This window comes from Citrobacter sp. RHBSTW-00887 (genome assembly GCF_013728095.1).
GTDB classification, from domain to species: Bacteria; Pseudomonadota; Gammaproteobacteria; order Enterobacterales; family Enterobacteriaceae; genus Citrobacter; species Citrobacter braakii.
In genome coordinates, this window is sequence record NZ_CP056267.1 from 521,622 (window position 1) to 542,908 (window position 21,287).

Consider the following 21,287-nt stretch of genomic DNA (forward strand, 5'->3'; position numbering starts at 1 on the left):
ATTCTCAAGGAATAACAATAACATCATGCAAAGCCTTTCCCCGACATCGCGTTACCAGCAAGCCCTCAAAGACGGCAGTCATCAGCCCGACAACGTACAACAAGAAGCAGTGAATCGACTGGAAACAATTTTCCAGGCGCTTTCGACGCCAGCACGTCCTGCGCCGCAGGAGAGCGGACTGATGGCGCGTTTTGGCAAATTGCTGGGAAAGCGTGAGTCACCGACCAACGCGCCAGTGCGTGGTCTGTATATGTGGGGCGGAGTCGGGCGAGGAAAAACGTGGCTGATGGATCTGTTCTTCCATAGCCTGCCGGGCGGGCGTAAACAGCGTTTGCACTTTCATCGTTTTATGCTGCGTGTCCATGAAGAGCTTACGGCCCTGCAGGGGCAGAGCGATCCGCTGGAAATCATTGCCGACCGCTTTAAGGCTGAAACTGACGTGCTGTGCTTTGACGAATTTTTTGTTTCTGACATCACCGACGCCATGCTGCTCGGCGGCCTGATGAAGGCGCTGTTTGCCCGTGGTATTACGCTGGTGGCAACCTCCAATATTCCGCCTGATGAGCTGTATCGCAACGGTTTGCAACGCACGCGCTTTCTTCCTGCCATTGATGCCATCAAACAGCATTGTGACATCATGAATGTCGATGCTGGCGTCGATTATCGTCTGCGCACCTTAACGCAGGCGCATTTGTGGTTGTCGCCACTGAATGAGGAAACCCGCCAGCAGATGGACAAGCTCTGGCTGGCATTAGCGGGAACGAAAGGTGAACATGCGCCGACGCTGGAGATCAATCATCGTCCGATGCAGACGCTGGCCGTCGAAAACCAAACGCTGGCGGTGTCGTTCACCACGCTCTGTGTCGATGCGCGTAGTCAGCATGACTACATTGCGCTATCGCGTCTGTTTCATACGGTGCTGTTGTCTGATGTGCCGGTCATGACGACGCTGATGGAGAGCGAAGCGCGGCGTTTTATTGCACTGGTGGATGAGTTCTACGAACGCCACGTTAAGCTGGTGGTCAGTGCGGCCTCACCACTTTACGAAATTTATCAGGGCGATCGTCTGAAGTTTGAATTTCAGCGTTGTTTGTCGCGTTTGCAGGAGATGCAAAGCGAAGAGTATCTGAAGCGGGAACATTTAGCCGGTTAAACCTGCCGCAAATCACATAAAGGGGTCGATCTTTGACCCTGACTTCTCTATAATCTTGCGACCCCACGTTACGAGAGAGTTTTTTTCCCAAAACTTTCTATGCGCCGGCATAGGCTATTCGAAGGGGTAGGTTTGCTGGACAATGTCGTGTGAACCTCAACTGACAAAACGTTTGGGTGTTCACCAACGTGTAACTTATTTATTTGGGTAAGCTTTTAATGAAAACTTTTACAGCTAAACCAGAAACCGTAAAACGCGACTGGTATGTTGTTGACGCGACCGGTAAAACTCTGGGCCGTCTGGCTTCCGAACTGGCTCTGCGCCTGCGCGGTAAGCACAAAGCGGAATATACTCCGCACGTAGATACCGGTGATTACATCATCGTTCTGAACGCTGACAAAGTTGCTGTAACTGGCAACAAGCGTACTGACAAAGTGTACTATCACCACACCGGTCACATCGGCGGTATCAAACAAGCGACCTTTGAAGAGATGATTGCTCGCCGTCCTGAGCGTGTGCTTGAAATCGCGGTTAAAGGCATGCTGCCAAAAGGCCCGCTGGGTCGTGCTATGTTCCGTAAACTGAAAGTTTACGCTGGCAACGAGCACAACCACGCGGCACAGCAACCGCAAGTTCTTGACATCTAATCGGGATTATAGGCAATGGCTGAAAATCAATACTACGGCACTGGTCGCCGCAAAAGTTCCGCAGCTCGCGTTTTCATCAAACCGGGCAGTGGTAAAATCGTAATCAACCAACGTTCTCTGGAACAGTACTTCGGTCGTGAAACTGCCCGCATGGTAGTTCGTCAGCCGCTGGAACTGGTCGACATGGTTGAGAAACTGGATCTGTACATCACTGTTAAAGGTGGTGGTATCTCTGGTCAGGCTGGTGCGATCCGTCACGGTATCACCCGCGCTCTGATGGAGTACGACGAATCCCTGCGTGGCGAACTGCGTAAAGCTGGCTTCGTTACCCGTGATGCTCGTCAGGTTGAACGTAAGAAAGTCGGTCTGCGTAAAGCACGTCGTCGTCCTCAGTTCTCCAAACGTTAATTGTACTCTGCTTCGGCAGACAACAATTTGCGAAAAAACCCGCTTCGGCGGGTTTTTTTATCGTTACTGCTCTCCGTATAACCACGGTAATCCGCTGATTGCCACCTCTTTTTCCCCATTTCAAGAATCGACTCACCACAAAGGTCACAAAATCTGGTAAACTATCATCCAATTTTCTGCCCAAATGTCCGGTATCGTTCATTTTTTGTTTGTATTTTGAACAGTAATGGCTTTCCCGAATATGGGTGACATCACTTCTGGCTGGCCACTTAGTGGCTGGTAGCAGTAAAAATTCTGAATATACCTGGAGGTTTTCATGGCTGTCGCTGCCAACAAACGTTCGGTAATGACGCTGTTTTCTGGTCCTACTGACATCTATAGCCATCAGGTCCGCATTGTGCTGGCTGAGAAAGGTGTTAGTTTCGAGATTGAGCATGTGGAGAAGGACAATCCACCGCAGGATCTGATCGACCTCAACCCGAATCAGAGCGTACCGACACTGGTGGATCGTGAGCTGACCCTGTGGGAATCTCGCATCATTATGGAATACCTGGATGAGCGCTTCCCGCATCCGCCGCTGATGCCGGTTTACCCGGTTGCGCGTGGTGAAAGCCGCCTGTACATGCAGCGTATTGAAAAAGACTGGTACACGCTGATGAATGTCATCGTGAACGGTTCTGCTTCTGAAGCCGAAGTCGCGCGTAAGCGTCTGCGCGAAGAACTGCTGGCAATTGCACCAGTATTTGGCCAGAAACCTTACTTCCTGAGCGATGAGTTCAGCCTGGTAGACTGCTACCTGGCGCCGCTGCTGTGGCGTTTACCGCAGCTGGGCATTGAATTCAACGGCGCAGGTTCGAAAGAACTGAAAGGGTACATGACTCGCGTCTTTGAACGTGATTCTTTCCTGGCTTCTCTGACTGAGCCTGAACGTGAAATGCGTCTGGGCCGGGGTTAACCTGTATGGATTTGCCACAGCTAACACCACGCCGTCCGTATCTGCTGCGCGCATTCTATGAGTGGTTGTTAGACAACCAGCTTACGCCGCACCTGGTGGTGGATGTGACGCTTCAGGACGTGCAGGTTCCTATGGAATATGCGCGTGATGGGCAAATTGTTCTGAATATCGCACCGCGTGCGGTGGGTAACCTGGAACTGGCTAACGATGAAGTGCGCTTTAACGCGCGCTTCGGTGGTGTGCCGCGTCAGGTTTCTGTACCGCTGGCGGCAGTTCTGGCAATTTATGCTCGTGAAAATGGCGCCGGTACTATGTTCGAGCCGGAAGCCGCCTACGACGAAGATGTCGCCAGCTTAAATGATGACGACAACGACGCACCTGGTTTTGAGAGTGAAACGGTCATGTCGGTCATTGATGGCGATAAGCCTGACAATGGCGACGACAACGATCCGGATGACACTCCGCCGCCGCCTCGCGGTGGGCGTCCAGCGCTACGCGTAGTGAAATAAAAAACAGGCCCTTTGGGGCCTGTTCTGTTTTCTGCCTTCGGGATCAGTAAAACAGCGTGATGGTGGCTATCATATTGACCACAAATCCCACTGCCATCGGGATGGCCGTACGTTTTACCACTTCAAAGGGCGATACGCCCGCAATACCTGATGTCACCACAATGACCGCTGTAATGGGGGATACCGCCCGGGCCAGCGTAGTAGCAAAATGCATCGGCATAATCATCACTACCGCAGGAATATGTAGTCCGGCGGCAATATCTGGAATCAGGCTGGCAAAAGACATAAACGGCGCGTTACCTGACCCCATGACAATCGCACAGGCGGCAATGACCACGGCCATGATGATCATCACGCCGATACCGCCAAGGCCGGAATGCTCTGCACCTTTTATTACAGCGTCGACAGTCCCGATAGTCGTCAACCCTTTCGCAAAGATCTCACCGGCGACCACCAGCGTGACAACGTTGGCAAACTGGGTTCCCATGCCATCAAAGAAGGCCTGCACGTCATCCATCGTTTCGCGCAGATTATGTTTATGCAGGAACTCGACAAACATCGTCAGCGTCATGCTCATCAGCATGACCACCACTAGATTCAGCTCTGTTTTCATTAACCCCATATGTGCCAGGGCAAGCGAGCCCAACATCAGAAGCAACGGCATGACGGGTAGAATGGCGTAATAGAGAGGTGGCACGTTTTCCAGCGTCTTTTGTTCAGCGAATCCGTTGCTTTCCGGGAATGCTTTTTTATCAAACTGCCGCTGAACGAAAAAATGTGCAATAGCGACGGCGACGATAACACACGATGCGACGGGTAACTGATAGTGAAAGAAGTAGGTAGCGATTTTCATGCCCGCCACCTGCGCGGCAAAAATAGAGTTAGTTTCCAGAATGCCCCATTCAATTGACATTGAAGTGGCAATGACCGCCACCGCGGATAAACGGCTCACGCCAAGACTGACCAGCGTCGGGAACAGCGTCACCATCAGCAGCATGCCTAACCCGGAAGCGCTGGTGATGAACTGCGCCATGATCTGACCAATCACATAGGTGGCGGCAAGAACAACATAGGGTGAGCGGATTAGCTTAAGCGGGCGGCTTAACAGGCTAACCATCGCTCTGCTGGCCCCCATCCTGTCCATATAACGGGCATAACCACCTACCGCCATGATTGATAACCCTAGTCCGGCCGCCCGATTGGAAAGCATACGCAGAATTTCGTTGTAAATATCGACCAGTAGATAGCCGCTGCTCTTGTCGTCAGCGACCAGCGCGCCGTAGCCTAGCCAGACGCCGCAGAGCATCAGGAAGATCCCCGCGGCTGCCAGCACTACCTGCGGTTTGTAGTTTTTGAGGATCAGGTAACCCATCGTGAATAAAACGATGACAGAGATAATGATGCCGAACATTGTTTCACTCCATGCCAGAGAAGAAGATAAATCCGGTAATAACGCTGTTGTCCAAACGGATGTTATATTTTTTCGGGCGATTTTTATGGAGTGAATATCTTATTTTTAATTCGATGTTTAAATTATTTATCGTTATAAAATAGATGGTTATGATAATTTATCACGTTCATATTCATAAATTTCACGAAGCGAATATGATTGTTTTCAATTAAAGATAAGCTGAATGTTTTAGCGTAACAAAATATCCGGATGCGTTAGACCGCCAATAAGCCCGACAGTCTGATTGACCATCATTTCACCCTGCTTTCGATCCTGTGTTAGGATAAACCCGCTGTTATTTGTCACCACGACTTAGCTGAATGGGCCCTATGAACGCATTTGATTCGCAAGCTGAAGACTCTCCATCCACCATTGGCCGTAGCTTACGCAGCCGCCCGCTGGCGCGTAAAAAACTGTCTGAAATGGTTGAAGAAGAACTGGAGCAGATGATTCGTCGTCGGGAGTTTGGCGAGGGCGAACAGTTACCGTCTGAGCGGGAGCTGATGGCCTTCTTTAACGTGGGCCGTCCTTCTGTACGAGAAGCGCTGGCAGCGTTAAAACGCAAAGGTCTGGTGCAAATCAACAATGGCGAGCGCGCCCGCGTTTCGCGTCCTTCAGCTGATACCATTATCAGCGAGCTGTCCGGTATGGCGAAAGATTTCCTCGCGCATCCCGGCGGCATTGCCCACTTCGAACAGCTGCGACTGTTCTTTGAATCCAGCCTGGTACGATACGCCGCAGAACATGCGACGGATGAGCAAATCGACAGACTGGCGAAAGCACTGGAGATCAACAGCCAGTCGCTCGATGACAATACGCTGTTCATTCGCTCGGACGTTGATTTTCATCGCATACTGGCGGAGATCCCGGGCAATCCCATCTTTATGGCTATCCATGTTGCGCTGTTAGACTGGCTGATTGCCGCCCGTCCGACCGTAGCCGACCAAGAGTTGTATGAGCACAATAACGTGAGTTATCAGCAGCATATCGCTATTGTCGACGCGATTCGTCAGCGCGACCCTGAGGAAGCTGACCGCGCACTGCAAGAACATCTCAACAGCGTTTCCGCTACCTGGCACGCCTTTAGCAAAAGTAAAAAATTGCGTAAGTAATCGCGATCCTGACGATCGTTTAGTGAGGCAGATCGCACTATAAGCGTTCTGTATTGTATTGCTGCTTATTTGATCTGGTATAACAGGTATAAAGGTATGCAGTCAGATAACACTAATCATCATCAGAGGTAGCTATGGCAAGAGATTTAAAAGGCGTAATGCCAGCGTTGTTAACCCCATTCGATAGCCAACAGCGACTGGACATTGAGAGCCTGCGCCGCCTGGTGCGTTTCAACATTGGGCAAGGGATCGACGGGCTCTATGTCGGTGGGTCTACGGGTGAGGCATTTGTCCAAAACCGCGCTGAGAGAGAGCAGGTACTGGAAATTGTTGCCGAAGAAGCGAAAGGTAAGGTGACGCTGATCGCTCACGTTGGCACAGTGAGTACCGAAGAGAGCCAACAGCTGGCGAGTGCCGCGCATCGCTACGGCTTTGATGCGGTTTCAGCCGTCACACCGTTTTACTATCCGTTCAGTTTTGAAGAGCACTGCGATCACTACCGCGCAATTATTGATTCCGCTGATGGCTTGCCGATGGTGGTCTATAACATCCCGGCGCTGAGCGGCGTAAAACTGACGCTGGATCAAATCAACACGCTGGTGACGTTGCCCGGCGTTGGCGCGCTGAAGCAAACCTCAGGCGATCTCTATCAGATGGAACAGATCCGCCGCGCTCACCCCGATCTGGTGCTTTATAACGGCTATGACGAGATCTTCGCTTCTGGTCTGTTGGCGGGCGCAGATGGCGGTATCGGTAGCACTTACAACATTATGGGATGGCGTTATCAGGGAATTGTGAAAGCGCTCAAAGAAGGCGACATCCGGACGGCGCAAAAGCTGCAAACCGAGTGCAATAAGGTTATCGATCTGCTCATTAAGGTTGGCGTGTTCCGCGGCCTGAAGACGGTATTGCACTATATGGACGTGGTTTCTGTTCCGCTGTGCCGTAAACCATTTGCCCCGGTAGATGAACAATATCTGCCGGAACTGAAAGCGCTGGCCCAGCAATTAATGCTGGAACGCGACTGATCGGACGCCGGATAGCACAATGCTTATCCGGCCTGCAAAAACAAGACTCGTAGGCCGGATAAGGCGAATCCGCCATCCGGCACCACAACGAAAATAAAGATCGTCGGGAGAGTAAAATGAGTACTTCTACCCAGAGCATCCCGTGGTATCGCCATCTCAATCGGGCACAATGGCGGGCATTTTCTGCCGCCTGGCTGGGATATTTGCTTGATGGTTTTGATTTTGTATTAATCGCCCTTGTGCTGACGGAAGTACAAGGCGAATTCGGACTGACGACGGTGCAGGCGGCCAGTCTGATTTCGGCCGCTTTTATCTCCCGCTGGTTTGGCGGGTTAATGCTGGGCGCGATGGGCGACCGTTATGGACGCCGCCTGGCGATGGTCACCAGTATCATTCTGTTCTCTGTGGGGACGCTGGCCTGCGGCTTCGCGCCGGGCTACACCACCATGTTTATCGCCCGCCTGGTTATCGGTATGGGGATGGCTGGTGAGTACGGCTCCAGCGCAACTTATGTTATTGAAAGCTGGCCCAGGCACCTGCGAAACAAAGCCAGCGGCTTCCTGATTTCCGGCTTCTCTGTAGGTGCAGTGATCGCCGCCTAGGTCTACAGCCTGGTGGTCCCGGTCTGGGGATGGCGCGCGCTGTTCTTCATCGGCATTTTGCCGATTATCTTCGCCCTCTGGCTGCGTAAAAATATTCCGGAAGCGGAAGACTGGAAAGAGAAACACGAAGGCAAAGCGCCGGTACGCACGATGGTGGACATTCTCTACCGGGGCGAACATCGGGTTATCAATATTGTGATGACTCTTGCCGCCGCAACCGCGCTGTGGTTCTGCTTTGCAGGCAACCTGCAAAATGCGGCTATCGTAGCGGTCCTTGGCCTGATATGCGCGTTTATCTTCATTAGTTTTATGGTGCAAAGCAGCGGGAAACGCTGGCCGACGGGCGTCATGCTGATGGTGGTTGTGCTGTTTGCCTTCCTTTACTCGTGGCCGATTCAGGCGCTGCTGCCAACCTATCTGAAAACCGAATTGCTGTATGACCCTTCCACTGTCGCCAGGGTGCTCTTCTTTAGCGGCTTTGGCGCGGCGGTCGGTTGTTGCGTCGGTGGTTTTCTTGGCGACTGGCTGGGCACGCGTAAGGCCTATGTCTGCAGTCTGCTGGCTTCGCAGTTGCTGATTATTCCAGTGTTTGCGATTGGCGGCTCAAACGTCTGGGTACTGGGTTTACTGCTGTTTTTCCAGCAAATGCTCGGTCAGGGGATCTCCGGGATCTTACCAAAACTGATTGGCGGCTATTTCGATACCGACCAGCGTGCGGCGGGTCTGGGCTTCACCTACAACGTGGGTGCACTGGGCGGGGCGTTGGCACCGATCATCGGTGCGCTGATTGCCCAACGACTGGATCTGGGCACCGCGTTGGGATCGCTCTCTTTCGGCCTGACATTTGTGGTGATCCTGCTGATTGGTCTCGATATGCCGTCTCGCGTACAGCGCTGGCTGCGGCCTGAAGCATTGCGTACGCATGATGCCATTGATGGCAAACCGTTTAGTGGGGCCGTGCCGTTCGGCGGCGACAAAAGCACCATGGTGAAATCCAAAAGTTAATCCGTTTGCCCGGTCCTGCGCCGGGCAATAGTCATAAGGGAATAAGCATGTCGTTACTTGAACAACTGGATATCAAGATTGCCGCGAACGGCGGGCTGATTGTCTCCTGCCAGCCTGTTCCTGACAGCCCGTTAGATAAACCGGAAATTGTTGCGGCGATGGCGCTGGCCGCAGAACAGGCTGGCGCGGTGGCGTTACGCATTGAAGGGGTGGAAAACCTGAAAGCGACCAGGGCGGTAGTTTCGGTGCCGATTATCGGCATTCTCAAACGTGACCTTGATGACTCTCCGGTCCGCATCACCGCATATCTGGAGGATGTTGATGCGTTAGCGCAGGCAGGCGCTGACATCATCGCCATCGACGGTACCGATCGCGTACGTCCGGTACCTGTAGAAACCTTACTGGCACGTATTCATCATCACCAACGCCTTGCGATGGCTGACTGTTCGTCCATGGCGGATGGCATGGCCTGCCAGAAACTCGGTGCCGAAATCATTGGCACTACCCTTTCTGGTTATACCACGCCAGAAACGCCCGAAGAGCCGGATCTGGCTCTGGTGAAGTCTTTAAGTGACGCGGGTTGTCGGGTGATTGCTGAAGGACGTTACAACACGCCAGCGCAGGCCGCTGAGGCGATGCGTCATGGCGCATGGGCGGTGACAGTCGGCTCAGCCATTACCCGGCTGGAGCACATTTGCCAGTGGTACAACACAGCGCTTAAAAAGGCGGTGCTATGACCACGCTGTCGATTGATATTGGCGGCACCAAACTGGCTGTCGCACTGGTAGACAGCAGCCTGCAAATCCAAGAGCGTCATGAATTGCCGACGCCCGCCAGCAAAACACCGGATGCTCTGCGTGCCGCGTTACAAGCACTGGTTGCGCCGCTACAGGGGCAGGCAACGCGGGTGGCGATCGCCTCAACGGGGATTATCCGCGACGGTTCTCTACTGGCGCTGAACCCGCACAACCTCGGCGGGCTGCTGCATTTTCCTCTGGTGCAAACGCTAGAAGATCTCACCGCTTTGCCGACGCTGGCAGTCAATGACGCGCAGGCCGCGGCGTGGGCTGAGTATCATGCGCTTGGCGGCGAGTACCGCGATATGGTGTTTATCACCGTCTCCACCGGTGTAGGCGGCGGGGTGGTAAGTGATGGGAAGCTGCTGACCGGGATTGGCGGTCTGGCCGGGCATCTGGGACATACGCTGGCTGATCCGCATGGGCCGGTGTGCGGTTGCGGGCGTGTGGGTTGTGTCGAGGCGATCGCTTCCGGTCGTGGGATCGCGGCGGCTGCCGAAGGCGCGCTTGCTGGATGCGACGCCAAAACCATTTTTAGCCGCGCCGGGCAGGGTGATGAGCAGGCCAGTCGGTTGATCCATCGTTCGGCACGTACTTTGGCAAGGCTTGTCGCCGATGTGAAGGCCACGATCGATTGCCAGATTGTGGTGATTGGCGGCAGCGTGGGGCTGGCAGAAGGGTATCTGGCGCTGGTGGAAAACTATCTGGCACAAGAGCCTTCGGCTTACCACGTAGAATTACGGGCGGCGCATTACCGTCATGACGCTGGATTACTGGGGGCCGCGCTGTTGGCCCAGGGAGATTGATTATGATGTCAGCTGAGTTGCGTTCATTGCCTTCTGCCGGATTACATCCGGTTTTGCAGCAGGCGTTAACGCTGGCTGTTGCGGCGAATCTGCAGGAGAAAACGCCAGGGCGCTACGAGTTGCAGGGCGATAATATTTTTATGAATGTCATGCAATTTGCAACGCAGAGCCCAGAGCAAAAGAAAGCGGAGCTGCACAGGGAGTACATTGATATTCAGGTACTGTTATCCGGTGAAGAACGCATTCTGTTCGGGATGACTGATTCTGCTCGTCAGTGCGAAGAGATGCACGTTGAGGATGATTATCAGCTGTGTAGCCAGATTGCCGATGAGCAGGCGATGGTACTGAAGCCGGGAAGATTTGTGATTTTTATGCCGGGCGAGCCGCATAAGCCGGGCTGCGTGGTACAGGCTCCGATGGACATCAAAAAGGTGGTGATCAAGGTGCGCGCCAGTTTATTACACACCTGACGATGAGAGCGACGGTGTCGGATGGCAAGGCTTGCGCCATCCGACACCGGATATTACAACCTAGCGCTTAAACGTCACCGCTTCCGGCTGCGTCAGATGCAGCGTCGTTTGGCTCGGCACAGTCTCGGCAATGATTCGCCCGTGACGAATGGAATAACGTGCAGGCGTCTGGCGACGAACCGCGTCAAACCCATTCTCTGCCGGTAAAATCACCAGGTTCGCGGAATTCCCCACGCTCAGACCGTAGTCCTGCAGGTGCAGGGTTTTCGCGCTGTGGGTGGTGATCAGATTCAGGCCATCGTTAATTTGTCCGTATCCCATCAGCTGGCACACATGTAACCCCATGTGCAGTACCTGCAGCATATTCGCGGTGCCTAGCGGATACCACGGATCGAAGACGTCATCATGGCCGAAGCAGACGTTGATCTCTGCCTCCAGCATCTCTTTGACGCGTGTGACGCCGCGGCGTTTAGGATACGTGTCAAAGCGCCCTTGCAGGTGAATATTCACCAGTGGATTCGCGACAAAGTTAATGCCGGACATTTTCAACAGGCGGAAAAGACGGGAAGCATACGCGCCGTTATAGGAGTGCATTGCCGTAGTATGGCTGGCGGTCACGCGCTCGCCCATATTGTCGCGATGGGCCAGCGCCGCGACGGTTTCAACAAAGCGTGATTGCTCATCGTCAATTTCGTCACAGTGCACGTCGATAAGTCTGTCGTATTTTTGCGCGAGGGCGAAAATTTTGTGCAACGACTCCACGCCATATTCACGCGTAAATTCAAAGTGGGGGATAGCGCCAATGACGTCGGCCCCCAAACGCACGGCTTCCTCTAATAACGCTTCACCGTTGGGATAAGAAAGAATGCCCTCTTGCGGGAACGCGACAATCTGTAGCTCTACCCACGGAGCGACTTCTTGCTTCACCTCCAGCATGGCTTTCAGCGCGGTCAGCGTTGGGTCGGAAACGTCAACGTGAGTGCGAACATACTGAATGCCGTTGGCCATCTGCCACTTAAGAGTCTGCATGGCGCGCGCTTTGACGTCATCGTGAGTGAGCATTGCCTTACGTTCGGCCCAGCGCTCAATGCCTTCAAATAACGTACCAGACTGGTTCCAGCTCGGCTCCCCCGCGGTTTGCGTGGTATCCAGGTGGATATGTGGCTCTACGAACGGTGGGATTGCCAGGCCACCTTCGGCATCAAGCACTTCCCCCTGCGGCAACGTAGCGGCGTCCTGAGCCTCAATTCGGCTGAAGCGTCCGTTTTCAACCGTGAGCTGCCACAATCCTTCGCGTCCCTGTAAACGCGCCTGACGAATGGTGATGTTATTATTCTGCATGGCTGACCTCTGGTGATTTAGCAAGGCTGCGATTGAAAAGTGGGTTCAGCAGGATATAGCTGAATACGCCGCCGAGTACGGCGTTGACGGGTACGATACCGGGAATATAGTGACCGGCGGCAATGCCCAGTGCAACGGACAGGATAGCTATCCAGTTTACGGAAATAAATTGTGCTTTGCTGAAGTCGGCATATCGGCGATGGTTCAGCAGATAGTCGGCGATAATCACTCCACCAATTGGAGGAATCGCTGCCGACAAAAATGTCAGCCAACCGACAAAGTTATTGTAAAGCCACAGTGCGCACAGTGTGCCGATAATACCGTTAGCCACCGACAACGAACGGCTGGAAAGGCCGGTAATATTGGCAAATCCCAAACCTGAAGCGTAGAGCGCATTGTCGTTGGTGGTCCAGATATTCAGGCCGAGCACCACAATCGCGGGCAGCAGCAGGCCCTGAGCAATCATCACGTCAGAGATGTCCGCCTGTCCAACAGCGGCGGCACCCGCAGCGCCGAAGATAAACATCAACGAGTTGCCAAGGAAAAATGCCACCATGGCAATCAGTACCGCACCTTTGGCGTTGCGGCCAAAGCGGACAAAGTCGGCGGTTAACGTGCCTGCGCTGATAAATGAGCCGACCACCAGCGCCAGTGCGGTGGAGAAATTCAGCGGTGTCTGCGGCACTATCGCTTTTAAATGGTCTAAACCGCCGACATCGCTCACCGCCAGCCAGACGGAGTAGCTGCCAAGAACGACGATGGCAGGTACGGCGATGATAGATAAAACGGTCAGCGCCGAGATGCCAAAAAAGATAGTCAGGGTCATCAACAGACCGGAAACCGCAATCAGAATATTGACGTCAATCCCCGTCGCTTTGCCAACCGGGATAGCAAACATGGCCACACCAACGCCAAACCAGCCTACCTGTGTACCGCCTAAGAGCAGTGAGGGAAGCCATGAACCTTTCAAACCAAATGAGTAACGTGCCAGAAGGTGGGTTGAGAGCCCTGTTTTTGCGCCGATAAAACCGAGAAATGCAGTGTAAATACCGAGGAGAAGATTACCGAAGAGAACTGCCAGGAAGAAATCATTATAGGAAAGACCGGTACCGAGTGTGCCACCGGTCCACATACTGGCGGAAAAAAATGTGAGTCCCAACATGACAAACGTTAGTGGAATCACGCCCTTCCGCGCCGCCAGAGGGACGGGGCCCTGGCTATAATTGTTGTCCTGCGACACAACGCCTCCATGAATTTTGCCCAAAAAATCCGCCGCATAATATACAGTTCTCAGAATAAAGCAAACGTTTCCGTATGTTTTGTTAGTTCTCTTTCACGGTGTTGATAGAGGGGAGGGGGCAGGGGTATTGCGAGGAATCTGGCATCTCATCAGCGTTTGAAGATGAGATGCCAGAAGACGCTTACTTACACTTCCAGGTAGTTCAGGATACCGTCTGCCGCTTTACGACCTTCGGCAATCGCGGTGACTACAAGATCCGAACCACGCACGATGTCGCCACCAGCGAAGATTTTTGGGTTGCTGGTCTGGAAGGCGTTATCGCTGCGTTCCGGAGCAATAATACGGCCCTGAGAATCCAGCTCGACGCTGTGCTCTTTCAGCCACTCCATACTGTGCGGGCGGAAGCCAAACGCCAGTACCACCGCATCAGCTGGAACAACGTGCTCGGAACCGGCGACGATCTCCGCGCGGCGACGCCCCTTCGCATCCGGTTCGCCCATTTCGGTGCGCGCCATTTTCACGCCGCACACTTTACCGTTGGCATTCACTTCCACGCCTAAAGGCTGGACGTTGAACTGGAACTCGACGCCTTCTTCACGCGCGTTTTTCACCTCGCGTTTGGAACCCGGCATGTTCTCTTCGTCGCGGCGATAGGCGCAGATTACGTGTGCCGCGTTCTGGCGAACCGAGGTCCGCACGCAGTCCATCGCGGTATCGCCACCGCCGAGAACAACGACGCGTTTGCCTTCCATGCTGATGTACGGCTCGTCACTGCTTTCGCCAAATCCCATCAACTGTTTGGTATTGGCGATCAGGAACGGCAGGGCATCAAATACGCCGGAAGCGTCTTCGTTTTCCAGCCCACCGCGCATCGACTGATAGGTACCTACGCCAAGGAACACGGCATCGTAATCCTTCAGCAGATCGTTGAGCTGCACGTCGCGGCCCACTTCCACGTTTAGTTTGAACTCAATGCCCATACCGGTGAAGATTTCACGGCGACGGGTCATGACCTCTTTCTCCAGCTTGAACGCCGGGATCCCGAAGGTCAGCAGACCGCCGATTTCCGGGTGGCGGTCAAATACCACCGCCTTCACGCCGTTGCGGGTCAGCACATCAGCACAGGCCAGGCCCGCCGGACCTGCACCGATGATCGCCACGCGCTTGTCCGTCTGGCGAACGCCAGTCATATCCGGACGCCAGCCCATCTCGAACGCTTTATCGTTGATATAGCGCTCGATGTTGCCGATAGTTACCGCACCGAACTCATCGTTTAGCGTGCAGGATCCTTCACAAAGACGATCCTGTGGGCACACTCGGCCACAGACTTCCGGCAGAGTGTTAGTCTGGTGCGACAGTTCTGCCGCTTCAAAAATACGTCCCTCATTCGCCAGCTTAAGCCAGTTCGGAATGTAGTTATGTACCGGGCACTTCCACTCGCAGTACGGGTTGCCGCAGGAAAGACAGCGATCTGCCTGTGCTTTGGCCTGGCCTTCGGAAAACGGCTCGTAGATCTCGATAAATTCGATCTTACGGATCTTCAGCGGTTTCTTCGGTGGATCAACGCGCTGCAGGTCGATAAATTGGTATACGTTCTGACTCATTGCTGCTACCCCTTACTGCGCCTGCACACGCAGCTCTGCTGCGCTACGACTACGGTGACCCAACAGTGCTTTCACATCACTGGATTTCGGTTTTACCAGCGCGAATTTCGCCGAGAATGCTGGCCAGTTCGCCAGGATCTCTTCGCCGTGTGAAGAACCGGTATGTTGTACGTGCTCGGTAATCAGACCGCGCAGGTGTTCCTCATGAATAGCCAGCGAGTCCACGCTCAGTACTTCTACCAGTTCCGGGTTCACGCGTTTGCGGAATTCACCGTCTTCGTCGAGCACGTAGGCGAATCCGCCGGTCATGCCCGCACCGAAGTTGACGCCGGTTTTGCCGAGAATACACACGATGCCGCCGGTCATATATTCACAGCCGTTGTCGCCAATACCTTCAACCACGGTAATAGCGCCGGAGTTACGCACCGCAAAACGCTCACCCGCACGACCCGCAGCAAACAGGCGGCCACCGGTAGCACCATACAGGCAGGTGTTACCAATGATGCTCGCCTCATGGCTACGGAAAGCAGAGCCAACCGGAGGACGCACTGCCAGCAGGCCGCCCGCCATGCCTTTACCGACATAGTCGTTGGCATCGCCGGTCAGATACAGCTCCACGCCGCCCGCGTTCCACACGCCGAAGCTCTGGCCTGCGGTACCGCTGAAGTGTGCTTTAATCGGGTCAGATGCCAGCCCCTGATCGCCATGCGTCTGAGCGATATAGCCCGACAGCGATGCGCCGACGGAACGGTCGGTGTTGCGGATATCGAACCAGAAGGTTTTGCTCTGGCGCTCATCGACAAACGGTTTCGCCTGCTGTAACAGCTGGGCGTTCAGCACGCCGTTATCAAACGGCGGATTGTTTTCAGTGCAATGCAGCGCTTTACCTGGATGCGGTTCAGCGGTTTCCAGCAGATGAGATAGCTCCAGCTTCTGCTGCTTGGCGGTAAACCCTTCCAGCTCTTTGAGCAGGTCGGTACGACCAATCAGATCCACCAGACGTTTCACGCCCAGTTGCGCCATCAGCTCGCGGGTTTCGCGGGCGATAAATTCAAAGTAGTTAGTCACTTTGAACGGCAGGCCGTGATAGTGGTTCTTACGCAGTTTGTCATCTTGAGTTGCCACGCCGGTTGCGCAGTTGTTCAGATGGCAAATACGCAGGTATTTACAGCCCAGCGCGACCATGGGGCCGGTGCCGAAACCGAAGCTTTCTGCACCCAAAATTGCCGCTTTAATGATATCGACGCCGGTTTTCAGACCGCCATCGACCTGCAGACGGATCTTGTGACGCAGACCGTTAGCCACCAGCGCCTGCTGGGTTTCCACCAGACCGAGTTCCCACGGGCAGCCCGCATACTTCACGGATGAGAGCGGACTTGCACCGGTACCGCCATCGTAGCCGGCAATGGTAATCAGATCCGCATAGGCTTTCGCCACGCCGGTCGCAATAGTGCCGACGCCTGGTTCGGAAACCAGCTTCACCGAGATCATCGCTTTCGGGTTAACCTGTTTCAGGTCGAAAATCAGCTGCGCTAAGTCCTCGATAGAGTAGATATCGTGGTGCGGCGGCGGGGAGATCAGCGTCACGCCCGGCACCGAATAACGCAGTTTGGCGATGTACGGGGTGACTTTATCACCCGGTAACTGACCGCCTTCGCCCGGCTTCGCGCCTTGAGCGACTTTAATCTGAATGACATCAGCATTGACCAGGTACGCTGGGGTTACGCCAAAGCGACCGGAAGCCACCTGCTTAATGCGCGACACCTTGTTAGTGCCGTAGCGTGCCGGATCTTCGCCGCCTTCACCGGAGTTCGAGTTACCGCCGATGCTGTTCATGGCTTCGGCCAGCGCCTCGTGTGCTTCCGGGCTTAATGCCCCGATAGACATCGCTGCGGTATCAAAGCGTTTAAACAGTTCGGTTGCGGGTTCTACTTCGCTAATGCTTACGGCTTCATCGCCAGGTGTAATCGCCAGCAGATCGCGCAGCGTGGCCGCCGGACGCTCATTGACCAGCTTTGCATATTCCTGATAGTCGCTGTACTCGCCGCTTTGTACTGCCTGTTGCAGCGTGCGCACCACATCCGGGTTGTAGGCGTGGTATTCGCCGCCGTGGACGTACTTCAGTAAACCGCCCTGGCTGATAGGCTTACGCGCCAGCCAGGCATGTTTGGAGAGGTTCAGCAGATCCTGCTGGAAGTCGGTAAAACCCGCGCCGCTGATGCGACTGACCACGCCCTGGAAGCATAAAGCCACAACATCATCGTGCAGACCAACGGCTTCAAACAGCTTCGAGCAGCGGTAAGAGGCGATGGTCGAGATGCCCATTTTGGACATGATTTTGTACAGACCCTTGTTGATGCCGTTACGGTAGTTCAGCATCACTGTCCGGTAATCTTTGGCAATCGCTTGAGTGTCGATCAGACGTCCCAGCGTTTCATACGCCAGATACGGATAAATGGCCGTCGCGCCAAAACCGAGCAGAACGGCAAAATGGTGCGGGTCACGGGCGCTGGCGGTTTCAACGATGATGTTGGCATCGCAACGCAGGCTTTGTTCTACCAGACGTGTTTGTACTGCGCCAACGGCCATCGGTGCCGGAACCGGCAAGCGGTTTTTTGCGATATTACGGTCAGAGAGCACCAGCAGCACCGTGCCGTTACGCACCATCTGTTCAGCCTTATCGCACAATGCTTTGACGGTCTCTTCGAGCGTGGTTTCAGTCACGTCGAAGGTGATATCCAGTCGGTCAGCGCGATAATGCTCCTCTTTCATGGTGGTGAGCTGGGTGAAATCGGAGTACAGCAGGATCGGCGACTTAAAGCTCAGACGGTGCGCCTGACCTTCGGCTTCGCAGAAGACGTTCATCTCACGACCGATGCTGGTGGCCAGCGACATGACGTGCGCTTCACGCAGCGGGTCGATCGGCGGGTTGGTGACCTGGGCAAACTGCTGGCGGAAGTAGTCATAAATGATGCGCGGCTGGCTGGAGAGCACGGCAAACGGGGTATCATCACCCATTGAACCGACCGCTTCCTGACCATTTTCACCGAGCACGCGGATAACGGAATCCAGCTCTTCAGCGCTGTAGTTAAACTGTTTCTGGTAGCTGGCGAGGGTGTCATCGTCCAGTTCACGGCTGCCGACCTGATCGTCAGCCAGGTCTTCGAAAGGCACCAGACGGCGGACGTTCTTCTCCATCCACTCTTTGTAGGGGTGGCGGCTTTTCAGATCGTCATCGGTTTCAGCCGAATGCAGAATGCGCCCGCTACGGGTATCGATAACCATCAACTCCCCAGGGCCGACGCGACCTTTCTCAACCACTTCATCCGGCTGATAATCCCAGATCCCGACTTCAGAAGCGCAAGTAATCAGCTTGTCTTTGGTGATGACGTAGCGCGCCGGACGCAGGCCGTTGCGGTCAAGGTTACAGGCGGCAAAGCGACCGTCGGACATAACGATACCCGCCGGACCATCCCACGGCTCCATGTGCATGGAGTTAAAGTCGAAGAACGCGCGCAGCTCCGGGTCCATATCCGGGTTGTTCTGCCAGGCCGGCGGCACCAGTAGACGCATGGCGCGGATGATATCCATCCCACCAGCCAGCAGCAGTTCCAGCATGTTATCCATTGAGCTGGAGTCGGAGCCGGTTTCGTTAACGAACGGTGCGGCGTCGTGCAGATCAGGGATCAGCGGCGTCTGGAATTTATAGGTACGAGCGCGTGCCCACTGGCGGTTGCCGGTGATGGTGTTGATTTCACCATTGTGCGCCAGGTAGCGAAACGGTTGCGCCAGCGGCCAGCGTGGTACGGTGTTGGTGGAGAAGCGCTGGTGGAACAGGCAGATGGCCGATTCCAGACGCAGGTCCGCCAGGTCCAGGTAAAAGCGCGGCAGATCCGCCGGCATACACAGACCTTTATAGATATTGACCAGGTTCGACAAGCTACAGACGTAGAAGTCTTTATCTTCCTGGAGGCGTTTTTCGATACGACGGCGCGCGATGAACAGGCGACGCTCCATATCACGCGGACGCCAGCCCGCAGGGGCATTAACAAAAATTTGCTCGATACGAGGCAGGGAGGAGAGCGCAATTTCACCGAGAACACCTTCGTTAGTCGGCACGTCGCGCCAGCCGACAATCGACAGGGTCTCCTGCTGTAATTCTTCTTCTACAATGCGACGAGAAGCCGCTGCCAGCTCAGCGTCTTTATTTAAAAAGATCATGCCGACGGCGTAGTTTTTGGCTAAACGCCAGCCGCGCTCTTGCGCTACGATGCGGAAAAAGCGGTCAGGTTTTTGTAACAGCAGGCCGCAACCATCGCCGGTTTTTCCATCGGCAAGAATTGCGCCACGGTGCTGCATGCGGGCCAGTGCGTGTATGGCGGTACGCACTACCTTGTGGCTAGGTTCGCCTTCTATGTGGGCGATCAGGCCGAAACCACAGTTATCCCTCTCAAGGGATTTATCGTACAACATATCAGTGAACCTCCCCAGGCTCTGCGGGATTCCCATCTGGACCGTTGCGCACGGGCACACCAAGAGCATGGCGACGGGGTTTGCGTGTCATACGCTTACCTCGCATTCGCCCTCTTTATCCTTTTCGCACAGGTCAAACAAGTTTGAGGACTTGCTTCAGAGGGAATCTCAATTACTGCATAAATATGATGAGCAGACTGCTCATCCAGAAAGCTTCCAGCGGATTTCCAAGTTATCGGGAATCCACACACAGGTCAAATGGCAATCTTATTTATGCAAAAATGTGCTATTGGGCAATTAACTTTATGAAAATATTGAAATAAAAGGGTTTTATACATTGATATAACCTGAGGAGGATGCCCTGGGAAGTGTGATCTGTCTCACTGTAAGAGAGGCCGGATATCTCTCGTCCTCCCTTTGTTTATCGATATACTTGGCATTTTATGCTGGTTTTTAGAGTTTTAGCGTCTTAAAGATACTGTTTTTACGCTGAGAGTATAAGAAGATAAAAAAAACAGCTGGATATAAGGAAAAGTAATTATATTTTGAGTGAATGAAATTTCGATTATTTTGATTTGTTATGCAATAAATAAAGGCTCGCCAGGGCGATTGATCCAGGTCATCGCCGACTGGGGCAAAAAATGGCAGGCTTTGGCCTCTTTTCAAGGCGCGGTCTACCAGATTATGCAGTTACAGAAATTAGTCAATATGTTTGGTGGGGATCTTTCTCGCCGTTATGGGCAAAAGGTTCATAAACTCACGCTGCACGGCGGCTTTAGCTGTCCAAACCGTGATGGCACCATCGGACGCGGCGGATGTACTTTCTGTAATGTCGCCTCGTTTGCCGATGAAGCACAGCAGCACCATTCAATTGCCGAGCAGCTTGAGCATCAGGCGCAGTTGGTCAATCGCGCCAGACGCTATCTGGCCTATTTCCAGGCTTATACCAGCACCTTTGCGGAAGTACAGGTGCTGCGTTCGATGTATCAACAGGCGGTCAGCCAGGCCAACATCGTCGGGTTATGCGTTGGGACGCGCCCCGACTGCGTGCCGGATGCGGTACTCGATCTGCTTTGTGAGTATAAAGACCTCGGCTATGAGGTATGGCTGGAGCTCGGTCTGCAAACTGCGCATGACAAAACTCTGCACCGGATTAACCGCGGCCATGATTTTGCCTGCTATCAGAACACCACGCGGCTGGCGCGCGAGCGCGGGCTGAAAGTGTGCTCACACCTGATTGTTGGTCTGCCGGGAGAAGGACAGGCAGACTGTCTGCAAACCATGGAACGAGTGGTGGAGACGGGCGTTGACGGTATTAAGCTGCATCCGCTGCATATTGTGAAAGGCAGTACGATGGCAAAGGCCTGGGAAGCCGGACGTCTGCACGGAATTGAACTGGACGACTACACGGTTACCGCCGGGGAGATGATCCGCCATACGCCGCCAGAGGTGATTTATCATCGAATCTCTGCCAGCGCGCGTCGCCCAATGCTGTTGGCTCCGCTATGGTGTGAAAACCGCTGGACCGGGATGGTCGAACTGGATCGCTATCTCAATGCTCATGGTGTTCAAGGCTCTGCGCTTGGCACTCCGTGGATTCAGCCTGGGAGCTAACCATCCGGCAATCTGCGCCTGCTTGCCTGATGACGCTACGCTTATCAGGCCCACGTTGAATCTCTCCTCGGTC

General features: G+C 54.1%; 16 protein-coding genes and 1 pseudogene. 12 read left to right on the plus strand and 5 right to left on the minus strand.

Annotated elements, in window-relative coordinates; all coding sequences use genetic code 11:
- The first annotated feature begins 25 nt into the window (after window positions 1–25).
- From zapE to sspB, 5 genes are all read left to right on the plus strand, one after another.
- Window positions 26–1,153 (plus strand): cell division protein ZapE, encoded by a 1,128-nt coding sequence (zapE, locus tag HV314_RS02505; RefSeq protein ID WP_103284289.1) that lies wholly within the window; start codon window positions 26–28, stop codon window positions 1,151–1,153.
- 218 nt (window positions 1,154–1,371) lie between these two features.
- Window positions 1,372–1,800, plus strand: coding sequence for a 50S ribosomal protein L13 (rplM, locus tag HV314_RS02510; RefSeq protein WP_003025141.1), 429 nt, complete (start codon window positions 1,372–1,374; stop codon window positions 1,798–1,800).
- A gap of 15 nt (window positions 1,801–1,815) precedes the next feature.
- Complete coding sequence (gene rpsI / locus HV314_RS02515; protein WP_003025138.1) at window positions 1,816–2,208, plus strand: 30S ribosomal protein S9; 393 nt, start codon at window positions 1,816–1,818, stop codon at window positions 2,206–2,208.
- 316 nt (window positions 2,209–2,524) lie between these two features.
- Window positions 2,525–3,163 (plus strand): stringent starvation protein SspA, encoded by a 639-nt coding sequence (gene sspA, locus HV314_RS02520; protein WP_003025132.1) that lies wholly within the window; start codon window positions 2,525–2,527, stop codon window positions 3,161–3,163.
- 5 nt (window positions 3,164–3,168) lie between these two features.
- Complete coding sequence (gene sspB, locus HV314_RS02525) at window positions 3,169–3,672, plus strand: ClpXP protease specificity-enhancing factor (protein WP_016154706.1); 504 nt, start codon at window positions 3,169–3,171, stop codon at window positions 3,670–3,672.
- 43 nt (window positions 3,673–3,715) lie between these two features.
- Here the strand turns inward: sspB and dcuC are convergent, their stop codons facing one another.
- Entirely contained in the window at window positions 3,716–5,083 is a 1,368-nt protein-coding gene (gene dcuC / locus HV314_RS02530) for an anaerobic C4-dicarboxylate transporter DcuC (RefSeq protein WP_181547257.1), read from the minus strand.
- A 359-nt stretch (window positions 5,084–5,442) separates the two neighbouring features.
- Between dcuC and nanR the strand changes: the two genes are divergently transcribed.
- The 6 genes and pseudogenes from nanR (at window position 5,443) to nanQ (ending at window position 10,942) form a co-directional block, all read left to right on the plus strand.
- Window positions 5,443–6,234: a transcriptional regulator NanR gene (gene nanR / locus HV314_RS02535; protein ID WP_047358532.1), complete on the plus strand. Its 792-nt coding sequence runs from the start codon at window positions 5,443–5,445 to the stop codon at window positions 6,232–6,234.
- 134 nt (window positions 6,235–6,368) lie between these two features.
- A complete protein-coding gene (gene nanA, locus HV314_RS02540) occupies window positions 6,369–7,262 on the plus strand; it encodes an N-acetylneuraminate lyase (RefSeq protein WP_016154703.1) in 894 nt (297 codons plus the stop codon).
- Window positions 7,263–7,378: 116 nt separating this feature from the next.
- A pseudogene (nanT, locus tag HV314_RS02545) lies at window positions 7,379–8,869 on the plus strand (sialic acid transporter NanT).
- 47 nt (window positions 8,870–8,916) lie between these two features.
- On the plus strand, window positions 8,917–9,606 hold the full coding sequence (locus HV314_RS02550) for an N-acetylmannosamine-6-phosphate 2-epimerase (RefSeq protein ID WP_019077794.1): 690 nt from the start codon (window positions 8,917–8,919) through the stop codon (window positions 9,604–9,606).
- Window positions 9,603–10,472: an N-acetylmannosamine kinase gene (nanK, locus tag HV314_RS02555; protein WP_103284286.1), complete on the plus strand. Its 870-nt coding sequence runs from the start codon at window positions 9,603–9,605 to the stop codon at window positions 10,470–10,472. The genes HV314_RS02550 and nanK overlap by 4 nt, the downstream gene beginning before the upstream one ends.
- A 2-nt stretch (window positions 10,473–10,474) precedes the next feature.
- The gene (gene nanQ / locus HV314_RS02560) at window positions 10,475–10,942 is read left to right on the plus strand and encodes an N-acetylneuraminate anomerase (protein WP_016157578.1); all 468 of its coding nucleotides are present in this window, start codon (window positions 10,475–10,477) and stop codon (window positions 10,940–10,942) included.
- 60 nt (window positions 10,943–11,002) lie between these two features.
- Here the strand turns inward: nanQ and HV314_RS02565 are convergent, their stop codons facing one another.
- The 4 genes from HV314_RS02565 to gltB form a co-directional block, all read right to left on the minus strand.
- Window positions 11,003–12,283, minus strand: a complete 1,281-nt coding sequence (locus tag HV314_RS02565; RefSeq protein ID WP_016157577.1) for a cytosine deaminase — start codon at window positions 12,281–12,283, stop codon at window positions 11,003–11,005.
- Window positions 12,273–13,523, minus strand: coding sequence for a cytosine permease (gene codB, locus HV314_RS02570; protein ID WP_047358527.1), 1,251 nt, complete (start codon window positions 13,521–13,523; stop codon window positions 12,273–12,275). The genes HV314_RS02565 and codB overlap by 11 nt, the downstream gene beginning before the upstream one ends.
- A 185-nt stretch (window positions 13,524–13,708) precedes the next feature.
- Entirely contained in the window at window positions 13,709–15,127 is a 1,419-nt protein-coding gene (locus HV314_RS02575; protein WP_016154696.1) for a glutamate synthase small subunit, read from the minus strand.
- Window positions 15,128–15,139: 12 nt separating this feature from the next.
- Window positions 15,140–19,600, minus strand: coding sequence for a glutamate synthase large subunit (gltB, locus tag HV314_RS02580; RefSeq protein WP_181547259.1), 4,461 nt, complete (start codon window positions 19,598–19,600; stop codon window positions 15,140–15,142).
- 684 nt (window positions 19,601–20,284) lie between these two features.
- Between gltB and HV314_RS02585 the strand changes: the two genes are divergently transcribed.
- Window positions 20,285–21,214 carry a TIGR01212 family radical SAM protein gene (locus HV314_RS02585; RefSeq protein WP_137352392.1) on the plus strand — a complete coding sequence of 310 codons (930 nt, stop codon included), beginning with the start codon at window positions 20,285–20,287 and terminating at the stop codon, window positions 21,212–21,214.
- Window positions 21,215–21,287: the final 73 nt, after the last annotated feature.

Excerpts from the sequence above, each read along its gene's own strand:
- HV314_RS02575 (WP_016154696.1), bottom strand. The coding sequence starts at position 15,127 with ATGAGTCAGAACGTATACCAATTTATCGACCTGCAGCGCGTTGATCCA.
- sspA (WP_003025132.1), top strand. The coding sequence starts at position 2,525 with ATGGCTGTCGCTGCCAACAAACGTTCGGTAATGACGCTGTTTTCTGGT.
- nanQ (WP_016157578.1), top strand. The coding sequence starts at position 10,475 with ATGATGTCAGCTGAGTTGCGTTCATTGCCTTCTGCCGGATTACATCCG.
- rpsI (WP_003025138.1), top strand. The coding sequence starts at position 1,816 with ATGGCTGAAAATCAATACTACGGCACTGGTCGCCGCAAAAGTTCCGCA.
- HV314_RS02585 (WP_137352392.1), top strand. The coding sequence starts at position 20,285 with ATGCAGTTACAGAAATTAGTCAATATGTTTGGTGGGGATCTTTCTCGC.
- nanK (WP_103284286.1), top strand. The coding sequence starts at position 9,603 with ATGACCACGCTGTCGATTGATATTGGCGGCACCAAACTGGCTGTCGCA.
- dcuC (WP_181547257.1), bottom strand. The coding sequence starts at position 5,083 with ATGTTCGGCATCATTATCTCTGTCATCGTTTTATTCACGATGGGTTAC.
- HV314_RS02565 (WP_016157577.1), bottom strand. The coding sequence starts at position 12,283 with ATGCAGAATAATAACATCACCATTCGTCAGGCGCGTTTACAGGGACGC.
- nanA (WP_016154703.1), top strand. The coding sequence starts at position 6,369 with ATGGCAAGAGATTTAAAAGGCGTAATGCCAGCGTTGTTAACCCCATTC.
- rplM (WP_003025141.1), top strand. The coding sequence starts at position 1,372 with ATGAAAACTTTTACAGCTAAACCAGAAACCGTAAAACGCGACTGGTAT.
- HV314_RS02550 (WP_019077794.1), top strand. The coding sequence starts at position 8,917 with ATGTCGTTACTTGAACAACTGGATATCAAGATTGCCGCGAACGGCGGG.
- sspB (WP_016154706.1), top strand. The coding sequence starts at position 3,169 with ATGGATTTGCCACAGCTAACACCACGCCGTCCGTATCTGCTGCGCGCA.
- zapE (WP_103284289.1), top strand. The coding sequence starts at position 26 with ATGCAAAGCCTTTCCCCGACATCGCGTTACCAGCAAGCCCTCAAAGAC.
- gltB (WP_181547259.1), bottom strand. The coding sequence starts at position 19,600 with ATGTTGTACGATAAATCCCTTGAGAGGGATAACTGTGGTTTCGGCCTG.
- nanR (WP_047358532.1), top strand. The coding sequence starts at position 5,443 with ATGGGCCCTATGAACGCATTTGATTCGCAAGCTGAAGACTCTCCATCC.